This window comes from Kitasatospora sp. NPDC058478, assembly GCF_042720345.1.
Taxonomy (GTDB): domain Bacteria; phylum Actinomycetota; class Actinomycetes; order Streptomycetales; family Streptomycetaceae; genus Kitasatospora.
In genome coordinates this window covers 1-17565 of the sequence record NZ_JBHXML010000078.1, presented here as the reverse complement: position 1 = coordinate 17565, position 17565 = coordinate 1, and the positions used below count along the sequence as shown (strand labels likewise).

Below are 17565 nucleotides of genomic sequence, written 5' to 3'. Positions count from 1 at the left end.
CGCAGCGCGCCGGCCGAGGGGCCCGTTCAGCCCATCGGGTCGTCCGCCTTGTACGGGCGCATCCGCAGCGTCCGGGCGTCCGCCGCGCGGATCTCCGCGGCCCGGTTGACCAGTTCCTCCAGGTCGTCCCGCCCGGCGTGGATGAACCGGCCGTGCAGGCCGTCGAAGCGGCCGCGGGCGGCGTCCACGGTGACCGCGACCATGTACGGGATGGAGCCCCAGGTCTGCGTGTCCTTGAACATCGGCATGGCGGCGGTCATGTCGGTTTCGACCGCGCCGGGGCTGATGTCGAGGATGACGATGCCGTGGCGGGCCAGCGAGTCCGCCATGTTGTCGGAGAGCTGGAGCAGCGCGCCCTTGGAGGTCGCGTACGCGGTGTAGTGGCCGTCCGGGCGCAGGGCGAAGCCGGAGTTGAGGTTGACCACCCGGCCGCGCCGCCGGGACACCATGCCGGGCAGGACGCAGCGCAGCAGGTTGTAGGGGCCGCGCAGGTTGGTCTCGATCACCTGCCACCACTGGTTGGCGTCGGTCTCCCAGAGCGGCACCTCGGCGCGGTCGACCAGGCCGGCGTTGTTGATCAGCAGGTCGATCGGGCCGAGGTCGCGTTCGACGACCCGGACGGCCTCGCGGACGGCGCCGGCGCGGGTGACGTCGGCGGTGACGGCGACGCCGCGGGAGCCGCGCCGGGCGCACTCCTTGAGGGTGTCGGTCAGCGTCCCGTGGGTGCGGCCGACCAGGCCGACGGCCATGCCCTCGGCGGCCAGGCCGATGGCGATCTCCCGGCCGATTCCCCGGCCCGCGCCGGTGATCAGGGCGACCTGTCCTGTGAGCGATCCCGTCGGCACCGTGTGCTCCCTTCCCGTCCCCGGCCCCCGTCTGCGGCATTCTTCCGGCCGCCGCACGGGCGCGGCCCCGGGCGCACGGGCGGCGGGCCCGGCCTCACCCGTTCGGACGACGGCTCGCACTGGCACCCGGCCGGGGAGGGGGTGACCTACTGGCCGGTACGGAGTAGTAACGTCGTCGGGACGGTGACCGGTGCACCCATTCCGGCACACCGGCCCGTTGACCAGCAGCTCGCTGGGTCACCAGTCGCTGGGCGATCCCCAGCACCACCGAAGGGCAACTGAGTGAGTGACATCGCGCGCGTCGGAGTGATCGGCTGCGGCCTGATGGGGTCGGGCATCGCGGAGGTCTTCGCCCGGGCCGGGCTGGACGTCCTGGTGGCGGAGGCCAGCGGCGAGGCGCTGGAGTTCGGCCGCACCCGGCTGACCAACTCCCTTGACACGGCGGTCAAGCGCGGCAAGCTGAGCCCGGAGGAGCGGGACGCGGCGCTGGCCCGACTGGCCTTCACCGTGGACCTGGCCGACTTCGCCGACCGCGACCTGGTGGTCGAGGCGGTCGCCGAGCGCGAGGACATCAAGGTCAAGATCTTCCAGACCCTGGACCAGGTGGTCGAGCGCCGTGACGCGATCCTGGCCTCCAACACCTCGTCGATCCCGATCGTGAAGCTGGCCGCCGCCACCTCCCGCCCCGAGCAGGTGATCGGCCTGCACTTCTTCAACCCGGCGCCGGTGCAGAAGCTGGTCGAGGTCATCCCGACGCTGACCACCTCGGCGGTGACCACCGAGCGGGTCGAGGCCTTCGCCTCCCAGGAGCTCGGCAAGGAGCCGATCCGCGCCCGCGACCGGGCCGGCTTCGTGGTCAACGCGCTGCTGGTGCCCTACCTGCTGTCCGCGGTGCGGATGTTCGAGTCGGGCGTGGCCACGGCCTCCGACATCGACAAGGGCATGGAGGCCGGCTGCGCCCACCCGATGGGCCCGCTGCGGCTGTGCGACCTGATCGGTCTGGACACCATCGTCTCGATCGCCGAGTCGATGTACGACGAGTACAAGGAGCCGCTGTACGCGGCTCCCCCGCTGCTGTCCCGGATGGTCGACGCGGGCCTGCTGGGCCGCAAGTCCGGCCGCGGCTTCTACGACTACACCGCGAGCGCCTGAGCACCGGCCGGTGGACGGCGGCGGGGCCCGGGAGCGAGGTGCTGCTCCCGGGCCCCGCTCGGCGTTGCGTCAGCTGTTGATGGCGTAACTGTCGCCGTAGACCTTCCACTTGAGCGGCGGGTTGAGGTCGAAGTTCTTCGCGTTGAGGAAGACCGACTGCTCGGTGTCGACCCGGCTGGTGTCGGAGTGGGCCTGCTCCTTCTTCATGACCACCTTGCGGGCGTCCAGGAAGGCCTTGAGGTAGGTGGCCTCGTCGCCGCCCTGGGCGGGGGTCTTGGCCTTCTTCAGGGCGGCGGCGCGGATGCCGCCGAAGCTGTCCGAGCTGTTGCCGGGGCCGTGCATGACGATGGCGTCGTAGTAGGCGAACTGGCCGAGCGCGCGCAGGCCGTCGGACTTGGCCTGGTTGACGGCGGGGTTGAAGTACACCCGGTCGCGCTCGTCGTTCTGGGCCTGCAGGAAGACCGTGTCCTTGGCGGCGGCGGCCCAGTCGTTGACGAAGGGGGTGCCGAGGCCGGCGTGCGAGGCGCTGCCGTTGACCTTCTTCAGGGCCGGCAGGTACTTGGCGAGGACGTTGCCCGGCTTGAGGTCGGTGTAGTGCTGGACGAGGTCCAGCATGTCGCCGGTGCCGGAGCAGAAGCCGATGATGCCGGCGGTGTAGCCGCGCCCGTCGCCGATGTCCTCGATGTACTTGTACTGGGCCTTCCAGTCCAGCGAGGAGTTCTCCGCGCTGGACACCAGCTGCATCGCGATGTCCTTCTTGTGCGGGTCGTCCAGCCCGACTCCCTTGAGCTGGACGGACGTCGCGGACGTCGGCGCGGCGGTGGCGGCGCCGGCGGCCGCGACCGTGAGGGGCGCGGCCACCAGGGCGGCGGCGAGGGCGATGCGGAGGGCACGGTGGTGCTGGGGACGCATACGATGCTCCGTTTCCTCGGGGGGTTAGGAAACTTTCCTAACGAGAATTAAGGGCCCTCCTTCCCCGTCCCCGCAAGGGTTTTGACAAAGTCTCTTCAAGGCTCTTCAAAGACGCAGGTCAGACCGCCCGTCTGCGCACCCACCAGACCGCCGCCGCGCACAGCAGCACCGCCAGGGCCGCCATCCAGCCGAGCTCGATGAACTGGAACGACCAGTAGCGACTGCCCGGTTGGTAGATCTCGTGCGCCGAGTAGCCGCCCTCGCTCACCAGCTTCTGGGCGCCGTAGTAATCGTTCCCCGCGTCGTAGAGCCGCCCGATGCTCATCCGGTTCCCGGCCGGGTCGGTGATCCACGTGCTCCCCTCCCAGCGGTGGTCGACCGAGGCCTGCGCCAGCGTGTGCAAGGTGTCCTGGAGCGGGGCGCGGTAGTCGAACCGCAGGGACTGGGCGACCAGCGTGGACACGACCGAGGCCGCCACCCCGATCCCCACCGCCACCACCGTCCGCCGCAGCACCGCGCCCGCGAGCGCGGACAGCGCGAAGACCAGCAGGACCCGGCCGACCAGGGCGGGCGCGGCGGCCGTGAACAGCAGCGGCGTGAAGCGGCCCGACTGCCTCGCCATCGGCTCCAGCCACCAGTTGGTCACCACGCCCGCCAGCGCCGTCGCGACGGCCAGCACGCCGCCCACGACGGCCAGGACGCCCACCGTCCACCTGGTCCGTCCGGCCCCCTGGGTCCAGGCGAAGCGGACCGTGCCGTGCTCGAACTCCCGTGCCAGCAAAGGGCCGCCGGCGAAGGCGCCGAGGGCGCCGCCGAGGAAGTAGACGATGTTCGCGCCGACCATCAGCTCGGTGCCGTACTCGCGCAGGAACCCCTTCCAGTGCTCGTTGCAGGCACGCGTCGCCATGTCGCAGTCACCCGCGCCGGACCGGTCGAACCCGGCGTGCAGGAAGTACCCGGTGACGGCCAGCAGCAGGACGAGCCCGGCCAGGACGCCCAGCAGCACCCGCAGCGCGGGCCGGTGCCGCAGCCACGCCGCCCGCACCACCCCGGCCCGGGGCAGTGCGGCGGGAACGGCGGTGACGGCACTCATGACAGCATCGCTTTCTCGGACGTACGGACGGACGCGCGGACGGCCCCGCGCGGGCCGGGCAGGGCGGAGGCGGTCGGCTCGCGCAGGTAGGCGAGCACCAACTCCTCCAGGCCGACGCGCTGTTGGCGCCAGCCGGCGGAGACCGGGGCGTCCACGCCGCCGGTCCGCACCAGCAGGTGCGACTGCGCCCCGGCCCTGCGGTCGCGGACCACCGACAGCCGGGCGGCGACCTCGTCCGCCCCGGCGGTCGGGCCGGTCAGCATCCGGTGGCCGGCCACCAGGTCGTCCGCCTCGCCCGCCACCTGGACCCGGCCGCCACCGAGCACCACCAGGTGGTCGCAGCTCTGCTCCAGCTCGTTGACGGCGTGCGAGGAGAACACCACGGACAGGCCGTCCTCGGCCACGGCGGTCAGCAGCACCGCCATGAAGTCGTGCCGGGCCAGCGGGTCCAGGGCGGCCAACGGCTCGTCCAGCAGCAGCAGTTCGGGGCGCTTGGCGAGCGCCAGGGCGAGCGAGACCTGGGCCTGCTGGCCGCCGGAGAGGCGGCCGTACCTGCGGTCCAGCGGGATGCCGAGGCCCTCCAGGTGGGCGTGCGCCCGGGCGTCGTCCCAGCGGCGGTTCAGGTACCGGCCCATCCGGAGCAGGTCGCACACGGGCACTCCGGGGTAGAGCGCGGCGTTCTGGGCGACGAACCCGATCCGGTCCAACGCCGCCGGTGAGCCCGGCAGTTGGTCGCCGAGAACGGTCATGGCACCCTCGCTCGGCCGGGTCAGCCCGGCGGCCAGGCCCAGCAGTGTGGTCTTGCCGGCGCCGTTCGGCCCGACCAGCGCCACCACGCGCCCGGCGGGGACGGCCAGATGGCAGTCCCGCAGCGCCCAGGAACGGCGGTAGCGCTTGCCGATCCCGCCGCAGTCGATCACGGTGTCCGCCGTCATGACGCCACCTCTCCGTTCCGCAGGTCGCGCAGCGTGTCCTCGAACACCGCGACCATCCCTTCCTCGTCCAGCCCGGTGGCCCGCGCCGCGCACATCCAGTCCAGCAATCCCCGTCGCAGCGCGGCCCGTTCGCGCAACGGCACCACCCCGGCGGGCAGTCCGCGCACGAACGTGCCCTGGCCGCGCCGGCCGACGGCCAGGCCGCGGTGCTCCAGCTCGCGGTACGCCTTGAGCACGGTGTTCGGGTTGATCGCCAGCCCCGCCACCACCTCGCGCACCCGGGGAAGCCGGTCCCCCTCCGTCAACCAGCCCATCCGCAGCGCCTGTTCGACCTGCTGCACGAGTTGCAGATAGGTCGGGACACCGGAGGCCGGGTCCAGGCGGAACTCGATCGGAGGGGGCGGGTCGGCGCCTTTATCTAGTTCCATAGTTAATGAGTTAAGTGGACATGGTGACGTTCCGTCAAGCCAAGGAAAGGTGAGGGAAGGTGAGGGAAGGCGAGGGAAGGCAGGAAAAGTCGAGGAACGGCAAAGGGCCCCGCCCGGACCGAGGTCCGAACGGGGCCCTGGGGCCTGACGGGATCAGGCGCCGCGCAGCACCGCACCGGTGCGGGCGACGGCCTCGGCGACGGCCGCCTCGCGGGCGGCGGTCGCCTCGTCGGCGGTCAGCGTGCGGTCCGCGGCGCGGAAGCGCAGCGCGTACGCCAGCGACTTGCGGCCCTCGCCGACCTGCTCGCCGGTGAAGACGTCGAACAGCCGGATGGCCTCCAGCAGTTCGCCCGCGCCGGAGCGCAGCGCGGCCTCCACGTCGGCGGCCGGAACGGCGGCGTCGACGATCAGCGCGACGTCCTGGGTGGCCACCGGGAAGCCGGAGACCGCAGGGCCGTTGACCTTCTCGGCGCCGTCCGCGGTGAGCAGGTCGACGTCGATCTCCATCGCGCTGGTGCGGGCCGGCAGGCCGAGCGCCTTGACGACGCGCGGGTGCAGCTCACCGGCGTGGCCGACCACCCGGTCGGTGCCGGTGACGACCAGCTCGGCGCAGCGGCCCGGGTGCCACGGCGCCCGCTGCCCCTGCCGCACGGTCAGCTCGACGCCGGCCGCGCGGGCCACCGTACGGGCCGCCTGGACGGCGTCCGCCCAGGACGCCCCGGCGCCCTGGCCCCACCAGCCGGACGGCAGCCGCTCGCCCGCGAGGGCGACGGCGACCCGGCGCGGCTGGTCCGGCAGCGCGGCGTCCAGCGCGGCCAGCTCATCGGCGCTGGGCCGGCGGTCGACGGCCGGGCGCGGGGCCACGGACAGCTCGTCCTTGGGCAGGAAGACGGTGCCGGTCTCGTAGATCGCCAGGTCGGTGTTGCCGCGGCCGACGTTGCGCCGCAGCGAGCCGAGCAGGCCCGGCAGCAGCGTGGTGCGCAGCGCCGGCTCCTCGTCGTTGAGCGGGTTGACCAGCTTGACGGTGCGCCGGCGCCGGTCGTCCGGCTCCAGGCCGAGCGCCTCGAAGGCGCTCTCGCCGAGGAACGGGTAGTTGTTGACCTCGACGTAGCCGGCCCCGGCCAGCGCGACGCCGATCCGGCGGTGGACGCGCTGGGCCTCGGTCAGGCCCTTGCCCGGGGGCACGTTGGGCATCCGGGCGGGGACGTTGTCGTAGCCCTCCAGCCGGATGACCTCCTCCGCGAGGTCGTACGGGTCGGTGAGGTCGGGGCGCCAGGTCGGCGGGGTGACCTCCAGGACGTCGGCGCCGGCGACCGAGCAGCCGATCTCCTGCAGGCGCCGGGTCACGGTCTCGCGGCCGTACGCGGTGCCGGCGACCCGGTCGGGCAGGTCGGCGGAGATGGTGATGGTGCGCACCGGGTGCGGGGCGGCGATGTCGGTGACCCCGGCCTCGGCGGTGCCGCCGGCGATCAGGACCAGCAGGTCGACGGCGCGCTGGGCGGCGGCGCGGGCGGCCTCCGGGTCGACGCCGCGCTCGAAGCGCTTGGACGCCTCGGAGGGCAGCTTGTGCCGCTTGGCGGCGCGGGCGATGGCGACCGGCTCGAAGTGCGCCGCCTCGATGATCACCTCGGTGGTGCCCGGGCCGGCGGCCGGGTCGAGGATCTCGGTGGAGGCGCCGCCCATGACACCGGCCAGGCCGATCGGGCCGCTGTTGTCGCAGATCAGCAGGTCCTCGGCGGAGAGCTTGCGCTGCACGCCGTCGAGGGTGGTCAGGCTCTCGCCCTGCTCCGCCCGGCGGACCGTGATCGGGCCGCTCACGCGCTGCTTGTCGTAGGCGTGCAGCGGCTGGCCGACCTCCAGCATCACGTAGTTGGTGATGTCGACGGTCAGCGAGATCGGGCGGATGCCGGCCTTCTGGAGGCGGCGCTGCAGCCAGATCGGGGACTTGGCGGTCGGGTCGATGCCGACGACCGTGCGGGCCACGAAGCGGTCGCAGCCGGCCGGGTCGTTGACCTTGACCAGGTAGCCGAAGGAGTTGGCCGGCGGCACGTCGAGCAGCGCCGGGTCGGCCAGCGGCAGCCCGTACGCGGCGGCGGCCTCGCGGGCGACGCCGCGCAGGGACAGGCAGTAGCCGCGGTCCGGGGTGACGGCGATGTCCAGCACCTCGTCGACCAGCTGGAGCAGCTCGATCGCGTCGGTGCCGGGCTCGAACTCCGGCGGGAGCACGATGATGCCGTCGTGGTCGTCGCCCATGCCGAGCTCGCGGGCCGAGCAGATCATGCCGGCCGAGGTGCGGCCGTAGGTCTGGCGGGCCGCGATCGGGAAGGGACCGGGCAGCACGGCGCCCGGGAGCACCACGACGACCTTGTCGCCGACGGCGAAGTTGGTGGCGCCGCAGACGATCTCCTGCGGCTCGCCGGTGCCGTTGGCGTCGCCGACGTTGACGAGGCAGTGCCGGATCGGCTTCTTGAAGCCGGTCAGCTGCTCGATGGAGAGCACCTCGCCGACCACCAGCGGGCCCTTGAGGTCGCCGCCGAGCTGCTCGACGGTCTCGACCTCCAGGCCGGCCCTGACCAGGCGCTCCGCCACGTCACGGCCGGTCTCGCCGGCCGGCAGGTCGACGTACTCACGCAGCCAGGAAAGCGGGACGCGCATCAGATCTCCATCCCGAACGGGAGGGTGAAGCGCACGTCACCCTCGACCATGTCGCGCATGTCGGCGACGTTGTGACGATTCATCAGGATCCGCTCCAGGCCCAGGCCGAAGGCGAACCCGCTGTAGCGGTTGGGGTCGACGCCGCAGGAGACCAGCACGCGCGGGTTGACCACGCCGCAGCCGCCGAGCTCGATCCAGCCCTCGGAGGAGCAGGTCCGGCAGGGGCGGTCCGGGTTGCCGACGCTCTCGCCGCGGCACACGAAGCACTGCAGGTCGATCTCGGCGCTCGGCTCGGTGAACGGGAAGTACGAGGGGCGCCAGCGCAGCTCCAGGCCGCCGCCGATCAGCTTCTCGACCAGCACCTCGATGGTGCCCTTGAGGTCGGCGAAGGTGATGCCCTCGTCCACCGCGAGGCCCTCGACCTGGCGGAACACCGGGGTGTGCGTGGCGTCCAGCTCGTCGGTGCGGTAGACGCGGCCGGGGCAGACCACGTAGACCGGGGGCTCGCGGTCGAGCAGGGTGCGGGCCTGGACCGGGGAGGTCTGGGTGCGCATCACCACGCCGGAGTCGGCGGAGCCGTCCGGGGCCTGCACGAAGAAGGTGTCCTGCATCGAGCGGGCCGGGTGGTCCGGGCCCAGGTTGAGGGCGTCGAAGTTCAGCCACTCGGCCTCGGCCTCGGGGCCCTCGGCGACCTGGTAGCCCATCGCGACGAAGGTGTCCTCGATGCGCTCGGCCAGGGTGGTCAGCGGGTGCCGGGCGCCGCGCGGGGCGCGGTCGTACGGCAGCGTGACGTCCACCGCCTCCTCGACCAGCACGCGGGCGTCGCGCTCCGCCTCCAGCTCGGCCTGCCGCTTGGCGAGGGCCTTGTTGACGGCGCCGCGGGCCTGGCCGATCAGCTTGCCGGCGGCGGCCTTGGCGTGCGGGGGCAGGGCGCCGATCTCGCGGTTGGCGAGGGAGAGCGCGGAACGGTCGCCGGTGTGGGCGACCTTGGCCTCCTTCAGCTCGTCGAGCGTGCTGGCGGCGGCGAAGGCGGCGACGGCCTCGTCCCGCGCCTGCTCCACCACCTCGGGCTTGAGGGCCTCGACCTCGACCGGGTCGTACGACTTGTTGGGTGCCGACATCTCTATCTTCCCGTGCTCCTGCTCGTCCGTGCTCAGGTAAGGGTGGCTGCCTCTGCGGTACGCCCGGTGTGGCCGGGGCACGGGCAGCCGTTCTCCGTACGACGGGGAAGAGGGATGTCCGCGGCTCAGCCGCACAGGGCGTACCACAACGCCAAAGGTCGAGTGTAGTCGCAGCGCGTAGCGCGGCTGCCTGGAAGCCCGTCCAGCGGGACCCCGGAGCATGCGTTCATGCTCCTTCAGAGCTCCTTCAGAGCATGCCCTGCTTGTCGTTCATGCTCCTTCAGAGCATGAAGTCCGGAACGCTGGCGGGCAGGACAAATCGGAACCGGGCGCCGCCGCAGGGGGCCCGGTCGACCCGGATCGAGCCGCCGTGGGCCTCCACGATGCCCTTGACGATGTACAGGCCCAGGCCGGTGCCGCCGCGCTTGGAACCGCGCCAGAAGCGGGTGAAGACGCGCGGCATCGACTCCTCGGGGATGCCGCTTCCTTCGTCGCTCACGGTGACCGCGGTTCCTTCCACGATGCGGGGAGGGGTGCCCGAGCGCTCCCAGAGGGGCGCCTCGACGACCTCCTTGGCCGGTGCCACCTCGATCGTGACAGTTCCCTCGCCGTGGCGCACCGCGTTTTCCAGCAGGTTGGCCAGCACCTGGTCGACCTTGTCCGGGTCGGCCCACAGGACGGTCAGCGACTCGCTGATCCGGACGTCGAAGCGCTCCTCGGGGATGCCGGTGGCGACCTTGCGCTCGACGTGCCGGCGCACCGCGGCGGCCAGGTCGACCACCTGCTTGCGCAGCTCCAGCCGGCCGGCATCGATCCGGGAGATGTCCAGCAGCTCGGCGATCAGCCGGGTGACCCGGTCGGCGTCGGCGTCCACCGTCTCCAGCATCAGCCGCTTCTGCCCGTCGGTGAACCGCTCCCACTTGGCCAGCAGCGTCGCCGTGAAGCCCTTGACGCTGGTGAGCGGCGAGCGCAGCTCGTGGGCGACGGTGGCGATCAGCTCGGCGTGGCTGCGCTCGGTGCGGCGCCGGGCCTCGGTGCCGCGCAGCGCGACCACCACCCGCTGCGGCGGCCCCAGCGGCACGTCCCGGACGTACCGGGCGGAGACCAGCACCTCGCGGCCGCCGGGCAGCAGCAGGTTGCGCTCCGGCTGGCCGGTGCGGGTGGCCAGGCCGCCGTACGGGTCGGTCAGCTGCCACCAGCGGCGGCCGTCCAGGTCCTCCAGCGGGAGGACGTCCTCCAGCCCGCTACCGAGCGCGGCCTCCGGGGGCAGGCCGGTGAGCCGGGCCGCGGCCCGGTTGAAGCAGACCACCCGGCCCAGCGCATCGGCGACCACCAGGCCGTCCGGTAGGTCGTCCGGGTCTAGCTCTGGCCCGCTGCCGACCATGGGTGTCCTCCCCGATTACCCACCGTGCCGTTCCCCCCACAGAGGCAGACCCTAGCGCCTCGCAGCCCCCTGTAGTAGGCCCTCGGCCGGTGGCGGCTGGAGCGTGCGGGTCAGGCGTTCGAGCGGCAGCCGCCGGGCGAGCGCTGCGCCCGGGCCGAGGCGTACAGGCAGACGGCCGCGGCGGTGGCCAGGTTGAGGCTCTCGGCGTGCCCGTGGATCGGGACGCGCACGACCTCGTCGGCCAGCGCGCGGGTCTCCTCCGGGAGCCCCCAGGCCTCGTTGCCGAACACCCACGCGCCGGGCGCGCCCAGGGTGCCCTCGTCGAGCTCCTGGTCCAGGTCGCGCTCCCCCGCGCCGTCCGCGGCGAGCACCCGGACCCCGGCCGCGCGCAGCTGCGCGACCGCCTCCTCGACCGGCACGCCGACCGCCACCGGCAGGTGGAACAGGCTGCCGACGGAGGCCCGGACGGCCTTCGGGTTGTACAGGTCCACCGAGGCGTCGGTGAGCACCACGGCGTCCGCGCCGGCCGCGTCGGCGGTGCGCAGCACGGTGCCGGCGTTGCCGGGGTCGCGGACGTGGGCGAGGACCGCGACGAGCTTGGGGCGGGCCTTGAGCACCTCGGCGAACGGCGTGTCGATGAAGCGGCAGAGCGCCACGATGCCCTGCGGGGTCACCGTGTCGCAGATGTCGGCGATCACCTCGTCGGTGGCGGTCAGCACCGGCAGCCCCTCGGCCAGCGTCGCCTCGACGAGGGCGGCGTGCCGCTCGGCGGCCTCCGGGGTCACGTACACCTCGACCACGGCGTGCTCGGCCGAGTCCGGCAGCTGGCCGAAGGCGACGGCCTCCCGGACGGCCTGCGGGCCCTCGACCAGGAAGCGGCGTTCCTTGGTGCGCTGGTTCCGCTTGGCGAGCCGGCGGGCGGCGACGACGCGCGGCGAGCGCAGGGAGGTGAGCAGGGGGGTGTCGGTGCTCGGCATGGTCTCGTTCTCTGTGGCGGGCGGCGCTGAAGATCCGGGGAAACGCAGAACCGGACCCGCAGGGAGCCTGCGGGTCCGGTCAGAGCTCAACTGATCTCGGAAGATCAGGCGGCGTCGGCGGCAGCCTTGGGGGCGTTCACGTCGGCCGGCAGCGCCTTCTGGGCGACCTCGACCAGCGACGCGAACGCGCCCGGGTCGTTGACGGCCAGGTCGGCCAGCATCTTGCGGTCGATCTCGACGCTGGCGGCCTTCAGGCCCTGCACGAAGCGGTTGTAGGTGATGCCGTTGGCACGGGCCGCAGCGTTGATGCGCTGGATCCACAGCTGACGGAAGTCGCCCTTGCGCTTCTTGCGGTCGTTGAAGTTGTAGACCAGCGAGTGGGTGACCTGCTCCTTGGCCTTGCGGTACAGGCGCGAGCGCTGGCCACGGTAGCCGCTGGCGCGCTCCAGGATGACCCGGCGCTTCTTGTGGGCGTTGACTGCCCGCTTGACGCGTGCCACTTGATTACTCCTTGGGTTGGACCACGGACTACTTCACGTGGTCCGTCATTCGAATGGGTCGGGAAGGATCAGCTGCCCCGCTCACGGCTCGCGCCGGGCGGGAGGGCGATCACTTGCCGAGAAGCTTCTTGATCTTCTTGGCGTCAGCGGGGGCCAGCTCGACGGTCCCGGCCAGCTTGCGGGTCAGCGTCGAGGGCTTGTGCTCCAGGAGGTGGCGACGGCCGGCGCGCTCGCGGAGCACCTTGCCAGAGCCACTGATCTTGAAGCGCTTGCTGGCGCCACTGTGCGTCTTCTGCTTCGGCATTTCGCCGTATCTCCTCGTCGGTCCCGTCCGCGCCCGCGCGGCCTGCGCCACGCGGGCGTGAACTGGATGGATCTGTGTGACCGGGCGGGGCGCCCCGTCACCTTGGGGCCGGTCTCCCGGGCCGCCCTGGCCGGTGAAGGCTCAGGCGCCCTGGGAGGCGGCCGGCTGCTCGACCGGAGCGTCGGCCTCGACGGCCGGCGCCTCGGCCGGGGCGTCCTGTGCCTCGGCCGCCTCGGTCGCCTCGTCGTCGGCGACCTCGTCATCGGCGACCTCGTCGTCGACCAGCAGGTCGTCGTCCAGCAGGTCGTCGTCCGCAGCGGCGTCGGAGCCGGGGGTACGGCCCTGACGCTCGGCCTTGCGGGCGTCGGCGAGGGCGCGGGCCTCGGCCATCGCCTCGGTCTTCTTCTTGTGCGGGCCAAGAACCATGATCATGTTTCGGCCGTCCTGCTTCGGCGACGACTCGATGAAGCCCAGGTCCTGGACGTCGTCGGCGAGCCGCTGCAGCAGGCGGAAGCCCAGCTCGGGGCGGGACTGCTCACGACCACGGAACATGATCGTGATCTTGACCTTGTCGCCCTGCTTGAGGAACCGGACGACGTGACCCTTCTTGGTGTCATAGTCGTGCGGGTCGATCTTCGGCCGGAGCTTCATCTCCTTGATGACCGTGTGCGCCTGGTTCTTGCGCGCCTCACGGGCCTTCATGGCCGACTCGTACTTGAACTTGCCGTAGTCCATGAGCTTGCACACCGGCGGCCGGGCGGTCGCCGCGACCTCGACCAGGTCAAGGTCGTACTCCTGCGCGAGCTCCAGCGCCTTGGCAAGCGGCACGATGCCGACCTGCTCGCCGCTGGGACCGACGAGTCGCACCTCCGGGACGCGAATCCGGTCGTTGATGCGGGGCTCGGTGCTGATGGGGCCTCCTCGGTTGCACCTTCTGCGATGCGGCCGTCGGACGGCGGACGCACGTAGTGGACTCGACCACTGGGCGGGGCTTCATTCGTGCTGCGCTGCCCGGCACCTGTTCGGCACCGTGTGCACCGCGACACGAAAAAAGCCCCGCTCGGTACAAGCGGGGCTCCACACAATCCGGGGGCAACACCCTGGTGAGGAGCGCTGCTGCGACTCGGCGCCGTGGCGCCCGTCGCGGACCGGGACCCGTCGACCCTGAGGTCGACCAGGTGGGAGACTTTCGCGGTTGCCCTCTCGGGCCTCCTGGGTGGAGCCTCCTCTTGCTGGCCAGGTGCCCATACGGGATCCCGGCCGGTCAGTCTCGAAGCATACAGCGCTGCGGAGTCGAACGCTATTCCGCCCCACCTCACCACCTTTGTCCGCCTCCGGAAGGGCCCTTGTACGCTCCAGGGGTACTGACACCGGCACGACGGAACGAGCCCCCCTTGAGCAGCGAGCCCACCAAGACCCCCGGCGCGGACGACGACGCGATCGGCTTCGACGACCTCACCCGGGACATCGCCGAGGTCCCGGCCGTCGAGGTGATCACCACCGTCGCGGTGCACCTGATGAGCGCCGCCGCGGTCAAGTGCGGCCTGGCCGAGGGCGGGGAGAAGGACAAGGACCTCGACGAGGCCCGCAAGCTGATCACCGCGCTGGCCGGGCTCGTCACCGCCGGCGCCCCGGAGATCAGCAACTTCCACGCGGCGCCGCTGCGGGACGGCCTGCGCTCGCTGCAGCTGGCCTTCCGCGAGGCCTCCATCGTCCCGGACGCGCCGGGCACGGGCCCGGGCGAGAAGTTCACCGGGCCGGTCTACTCCTGACCCGGACGCGACTCGGGGGCGGTACGTCACGCGACGCACCGCCCCCGACGCACTTCCTACGGCTCCCCACCGCTTCCTACCGCTGGTAGAGCGGCTCCCCCGGCAGCTCCGCGCTCGCCGGCAGCACCGCGAGGTCCAGCCCCCGGTCCAGCCGCACCCGCAGCACCGGGTCGGCGGCCACCGCCCGCCCGACCCGCTGCACGGCCGCCTGCAGCCCGTCCTGGTCCAGCGCCGGGTCGAACACCACCGCGAGCACCCCGTCCGAACCCTCCGAGGCCGCCAGCAGCCCGGTGAGCACCTGCGGCTCGGCCGCCAGCAGCCCGCGGACCGCCTCGCGCACCTCCGGGTCCCGGGCCGGCGGCAGGAACGGGCGGTTCTCCGCGAGCGCCCGCAGCCGGGCACCGCTCAGCTGGAACGGCACCGGCCCGGCCGGGTCGACCAGCAGGGTGTCGGCGCGCTCGGAGAAGGCGACCATCGCGGCCTGCGGGGCCGCCGTCGGCGCCGGGCGGGCGTCGGCACGCCAGCGGGCGAGCGAGTCGAGCGAGGTGAAGGCCGGCAGCGCGCGGCGCCCGTCCGGGGCCTCCAGCACCGGGACGGCCATGTCGCTGGTCTTCTCGTGCTTGTGCCCGTGCGCGTCCACCTCGACCTCGCCGAGGATCGCGACGATCGGGACCATCAGCCGGGTGGGGGTCAGCGCCGCCAGCACCTCCGGCTCGGCCGCGCGGTCCTGCGACCAGCGGGCGAGGGCCTCGGCGAGCGCCGGGTCGGCGGTGCCGTCGTCGTCGGAGAAGCCGGGGTTCGGGATGCCCTTGCCGACGAACGCCGGGTTGGAGAAGTCTTTGCGGTCCACCCGCCCGACCCTATGCCACCGCGCGCGAGCCGCCCCATTTCCCTGCACGCGGGGCCTACCCACCGGTAGTGCGGTGTGGCACCCTGCGCCCATGGTGATCCTCGACGCACCCGCGACCGCCCCCACCCCGGTCTCCGACCGCCTCCGGTACGACCGGGCCACCGCGCACCTGGACGGGCCGGTGGCCGTCGTCGACCTCGCCGCCTTCGACACCAACGCCGCCGACCTGGTGCGCCGGGCCGCCGGCAAGCCGGTCCGGGTGGCCAGCAAGTCGGTACGCTGCCGGGCGCTGCTGGACCGCGCGCTGGCCGTGGACGGCTTCGCCGGGGTGATGAGCTACACCCTCGACGAGTCGCTCTGGCTGGCCCGCACCGGCGTGCGCGACGTCCTGCTCGCCTACCCCTCCGCCGACCGGTCCGGGTACACCGAGCTGACCGCCGATCCGGCGCTCACCAACGAGGTCACCGTCGTCCTCGACGACCCCGCCCAGCTGGACCTGATCGACAAGGCCCGCGGCGGCGACGCCGAGGTGCGGGTCTGCCTGGAGCTGGACACCGCGCTGCACCTGCTCGGCGGGCGGGTCCGGGTGGGCGCCCGGCGCTCCCCGCTGCGCACCCCCGAGGACCTCGGCGCCTTCGCCGAACTCGTCCAGCACCGCCGGGGCTTCCGGGTGGTCGGCCTGATGGCCTACGAGGGGCACGTCGCCGGGGTGGGCGACCAGGTGCCCGGCCGGCCGCTGCGTTCGCAGCTGATCCGGCTGATGCAGGCCAGGGCCAGGACCGAACTGGCCGAGCGGCGGGCGGCCGTGGTCCGGCGGCTGCGGCGGGTGGCCGAGCTGGAGTTCGTCAACGGCGGCGGCACCGGCAGCGTGGAGTCCACCGTGGCCGAGCGCGCGGTCACCGAGGTCGCGGCGGGCTCCGGGCTCTACCTGCCCCGGCTGTTCGACAACTACCGCTCGTTCCAAGGCCGTCCGGCCGCGCTGTTCGGCCAGCCGGTGGTGCGCCGCCCCGGCGTCGGCGTGGTGACGGTGCTCGGCGGCGGCTACCCCGCCTCCGGCGCGGCCGGCCCGGACCGCTCACCGGTGCCGTACCTGCCGCAGGGGCTGCGCTACGACCCGATGGAGGGCGCCGGGGAGGTGCAGACCCCGCTGCTCGGCGCGGCCGCGGACGACCTGCTGATCGGCGACCGGGTCTGGTTCCGGCACGCCAAGGCGGGCGAACTGTGCGAGCGCTTCGCCGAACTGCACCTGATCGAGGGCGACCGGATCGTCCGGACCGTCCCGACGTACCGGGGCGAGGGGAAGGCGTTCCTGTGACCGGCCTGCGGCCGACGGCGGCCTGACCGCCCGAACGGCCGTCCGACGACCTTTCCGGAGCCTTAAGCGGGCCCGATGGAACGCCTAACCCGGCCGTTCCGTCGGGCCTTTGCCCTGTTCGGGGGCCTACAGTCCGTCAGGAAGCGTGGCACGCACGACTATTGCCAGCTGGTCCAGACCAATCATACGCTCTGGCCAGGGGTCCGCGGTCCGGGCCGGCGGCCCCCGAACGGGCAGGCGTGTCCGCTCCCCCCACACCCGCCCGGAACGACGGTCAAGGAGTCCCCACCCCATGTCCATCAAGCGAAGTGCCCTGTCCGTCGGCGCGGTCGGCGCCGCGGCCCTCGCGGTGGCCGTTTCCACCGCAGGCACCGCCAGCGCCCACGGCACCATGACCAACCCGGTCAGCCGGGTCGCCGCCTGCTACGCCGAGGGCCCCGAGCACCCGGTGTCCCAGATCTGCAAGGACCTCGTCGCCGCGAGCGGCACCCAGCCGCTGTACGACTGGAACGAGGTCAACATCGCCAACGCGGCCGGCAACCACCAGGCCCTGATCCCGGACGGCAAGCTCTGCTCGGCCAACCGCGACAAGTACCAGGCCCTGGACTGGCCGCGCACCGACTGGCCGGCCACCGCGGTCAAGGCGGGCGCCTTCACCTTCCAGTTCCGCACCACCGCGCCCCACGTGGGCACCCAGACCGTCTACATCACCAAGCCGGGCTACGACCCCACCAAGCCGCTGAAGTGGTCGGACCTCGACCCGACGCCGGTCGCCCAGGTACAGGTCGACCGCACCGCCACCAACGGCTTCTACACCTACGCCGGCACCCTGCCGCAGCGCACCGGCCGCCAGCTGCTGTACACGGTCTGGCAGCGCAGCGACAGCCCGGAGGCGTTCTACAGCTGCTCCGACGTCGACTTCGGCGCGGCCACCGCGGCCGGTGCCCCGGCCGTTTCGGCGCTCACCGCGCAGGCCCCGGCCGCGCCCAGCGACGCGCAGATCGCGGCCGACGCACCCAAGTCCACGGTCGCCCACCACGGCCACGGCGGCGACCCCAACTCCCCGGCCGGCGCCGTGATCCCGACCGCCGCCGCGGCCGTCGGCACGTCGGCCACCGGCCCGCTGCTGCTGGCCGGCGCCGCCGCGATCAGCGTCGGCTGGGCCGGCATGGTGCTCCGGCGCCGTCGCGTCGAGGCTGTTCGACGCGACTCCTGACGCCGGACGCGGGGCCGGGGCGGCCAAACCCCCGTCCGGCCCGGTTCCGCGGCTCCACCCCGTCCGGAACGAACGGCGGCGGCCCACCCGGAGAGTGCTCTCCGGG

Annotated in this window: 17 protein-coding genes; 4 read left to right on the top strand and 13 right to left on the bottom strand. The window is 72.9% G+C overall.

Going from position 1 to position 17565, the window contains the following annotated elements:
- Positions 1-26 precede the first annotated feature (26 nt).
- Entirely contained in the window at positions 27-845 is an 819-nt protein-coding gene (locus ACFWPT_RS33725) for an SDR family NAD(P)-dependent oxidoreductase (protein ID WP_063346850.1), read from the bottom strand.
- Positions 846-1127: 282 nt separating this feature from the next.
- Here ACFWPT_RS33725 and ACFWPT_RS33720 point away from each other — a divergent pair, with 282 nt between their 5' ends.
- Positions 1128-1997 carry a 3-hydroxybutyryl-CoA dehydrogenase gene (locus ACFWPT_RS33720; RefSeq protein ID WP_063346851.1) on the top strand — a complete coding sequence of 290 codons (870 nt, stop codon included), beginning with the start codon at positions 1128-1130 and terminating at the stop codon, positions 1995-1997.
- A 69-nt stretch (positions 1998-2066) separates the two neighbouring features.
- On the opposite strand, the gene ACFWPT_RS33715 is transcribed toward ACFWPT_RS33720, so the two are convergent.
- The 11 genes from ACFWPT_RS33715 to infC all read right to left on the bottom strand — a co-directional run bounded on the left by ACFWPT_RS33715 (position 2067) and on the right by infC (position 13218).
- Positions 2067-2909, bottom strand: a complete 843-nt coding sequence (locus ACFWPT_RS33715) for a chitosanase (protein WP_380346231.1) — start codon at positions 2907-2909, stop codon at positions 2067-2069.
- A gap of 118 nt (positions 2910-3027) precedes the next feature.
- A complete protein-coding gene (locus tag ACFWPT_RS33710; protein ID WP_380486455.1) occupies positions 3028-4002 on the bottom strand; it encodes an ABC transporter permease subunit in 975 nt (324 codons plus the stop codon).
- Positions 3999-4937: an ATP-binding cassette domain-containing protein gene (locus ACFWPT_RS33705; RefSeq protein ID WP_380486453.1), complete on the bottom strand. Its 939-nt coding sequence runs from the start codon at positions 4935-4937 to the stop codon at positions 3999-4001. The genes ACFWPT_RS33710 and ACFWPT_RS33705 overlap by 4 nt, the downstream gene beginning before the upstream one ends.
- Positions 4934-5365, bottom strand: a complete 432-nt coding sequence (locus ACFWPT_RS33700) for a GntR family transcriptional regulator (protein WP_380378638.1) — start codon at positions 5363-5365, stop codon at positions 4934-4936. The genes ACFWPT_RS33705 and ACFWPT_RS33700 overlap by 4 nt, the downstream gene beginning before the upstream one ends.
- Positions 5366-5518: 153 nt before the next feature.
- Positions 5519-8020 (bottom strand): phenylalanine--tRNA ligase subunit beta, encoded by a 2502-nt coding sequence (gene pheT, locus ACFWPT_RS33695; RefSeq protein ID WP_380486450.1) that lies wholly within the window; start codon positions 8018-8020, stop codon positions 5519-5521.
- Positions 8020-9141: a phenylalanine--tRNA ligase subunit alpha gene (pheS, locus tag ACFWPT_RS33690; protein WP_380378635.1), complete on the bottom strand. Its 1122-nt coding sequence runs from the start codon at positions 9139-9141 to the stop codon at positions 8020-8022. Before pheS ends, pheT begins: the two co-directional genes overlap by 1 nt.
- Before the next feature lie 280 nt (positions 9142-9421).
- Positions 9422-10525, bottom strand: coding sequence for an ATP-binding protein (locus ACFWPT_RS33685; RefSeq protein WP_380378634.1), 1104 nt, complete (start codon positions 10523-10525; stop codon positions 9422-9424).
- Positions 10526-10635: 110 nt separating this feature from the next.
- A complete protein-coding gene (locus tag ACFWPT_RS33680; RefSeq protein ID WP_380346224.1) occupies positions 10636-11502 on the bottom strand; it encodes a TrmH family RNA methyltransferase in 867 nt (288 codons plus the stop codon).
- Positions 11503-11606: 104 nt separating this feature from the next.
- Positions 11607-12002 (bottom strand): 50S ribosomal protein L20, encoded by a 396-nt coding sequence (gene rplT, locus ACFWPT_RS33675; protein ID WP_030055649.1) that lies wholly within the window; start codon positions 12000-12002, stop codon positions 11607-11609.
- Positions 12003-12111: 109 nt separating this feature from the next.
- Positions 12112-12306: a 50S ribosomal protein L35 gene (gene rpmI, locus ACFWPT_RS33670; RefSeq protein ID WP_030055648.1), complete on the bottom strand. Its 195-nt coding sequence runs from the start codon at positions 12304-12306 to the stop codon at positions 12112-12114.
- A 141-nt stretch (positions 12307-12447) separates the two neighbouring features.
- Positions 12448-13218, bottom strand: a complete 771-nt coding sequence (gene infC / locus ACFWPT_RS33665; RefSeq protein ID WP_380346233.1) for a translation initiation factor IF-3 — start codon at positions 13216-13218, stop codon at positions 12448-12450.
- A 482-nt stretch (positions 13219-13700) separates the two neighbouring features.
- Here infC and ACFWPT_RS33660 point away from each other — a divergent pair, with 482 nt between their 5' ends.
- Positions 13701-14078, top strand: coding sequence for a DUF1844 domain-containing protein (locus tag ACFWPT_RS33660; RefSeq protein WP_063346861.1), 378 nt, complete (start codon positions 13701-13703; stop codon positions 14076-14078).
- Between the two features lie 76 nt (positions 14079-14154).
- On the opposite strand, the gene ACFWPT_RS33655 is transcribed toward ACFWPT_RS33660, so the two are convergent.
- Positions 14155-14928, bottom strand: coding sequence for an SseB family protein (locus ACFWPT_RS33655; protein ID WP_380486448.1), 774 nt, complete (start codon positions 14926-14928; stop codon positions 14155-14157).
- Between the two features lie 91 nt (positions 14929-15019).
- On the opposite strand from ACFWPT_RS33655, the gene ACFWPT_RS33650 reads away from it, so the two are divergent.
- Positions 15020-16243, top strand: coding sequence for an alanine racemase (locus tag ACFWPT_RS33650; RefSeq protein WP_380486446.1), 1224 nt, complete (start codon positions 15020-15022; stop codon positions 16241-16243).
- A 292-nt stretch (positions 16244-16535) separates the two neighbouring features.
- Positions 16536-17459 (top strand): lytic polysaccharide monooxygenase, encoded by a 924-nt coding sequence (locus tag ACFWPT_RS33645; protein WP_063346864.1) that lies wholly within the window; start codon positions 16536-16538, stop codon positions 17457-17459.
- Positions 17460-17565 lie beyond the last annotated feature (106 nt).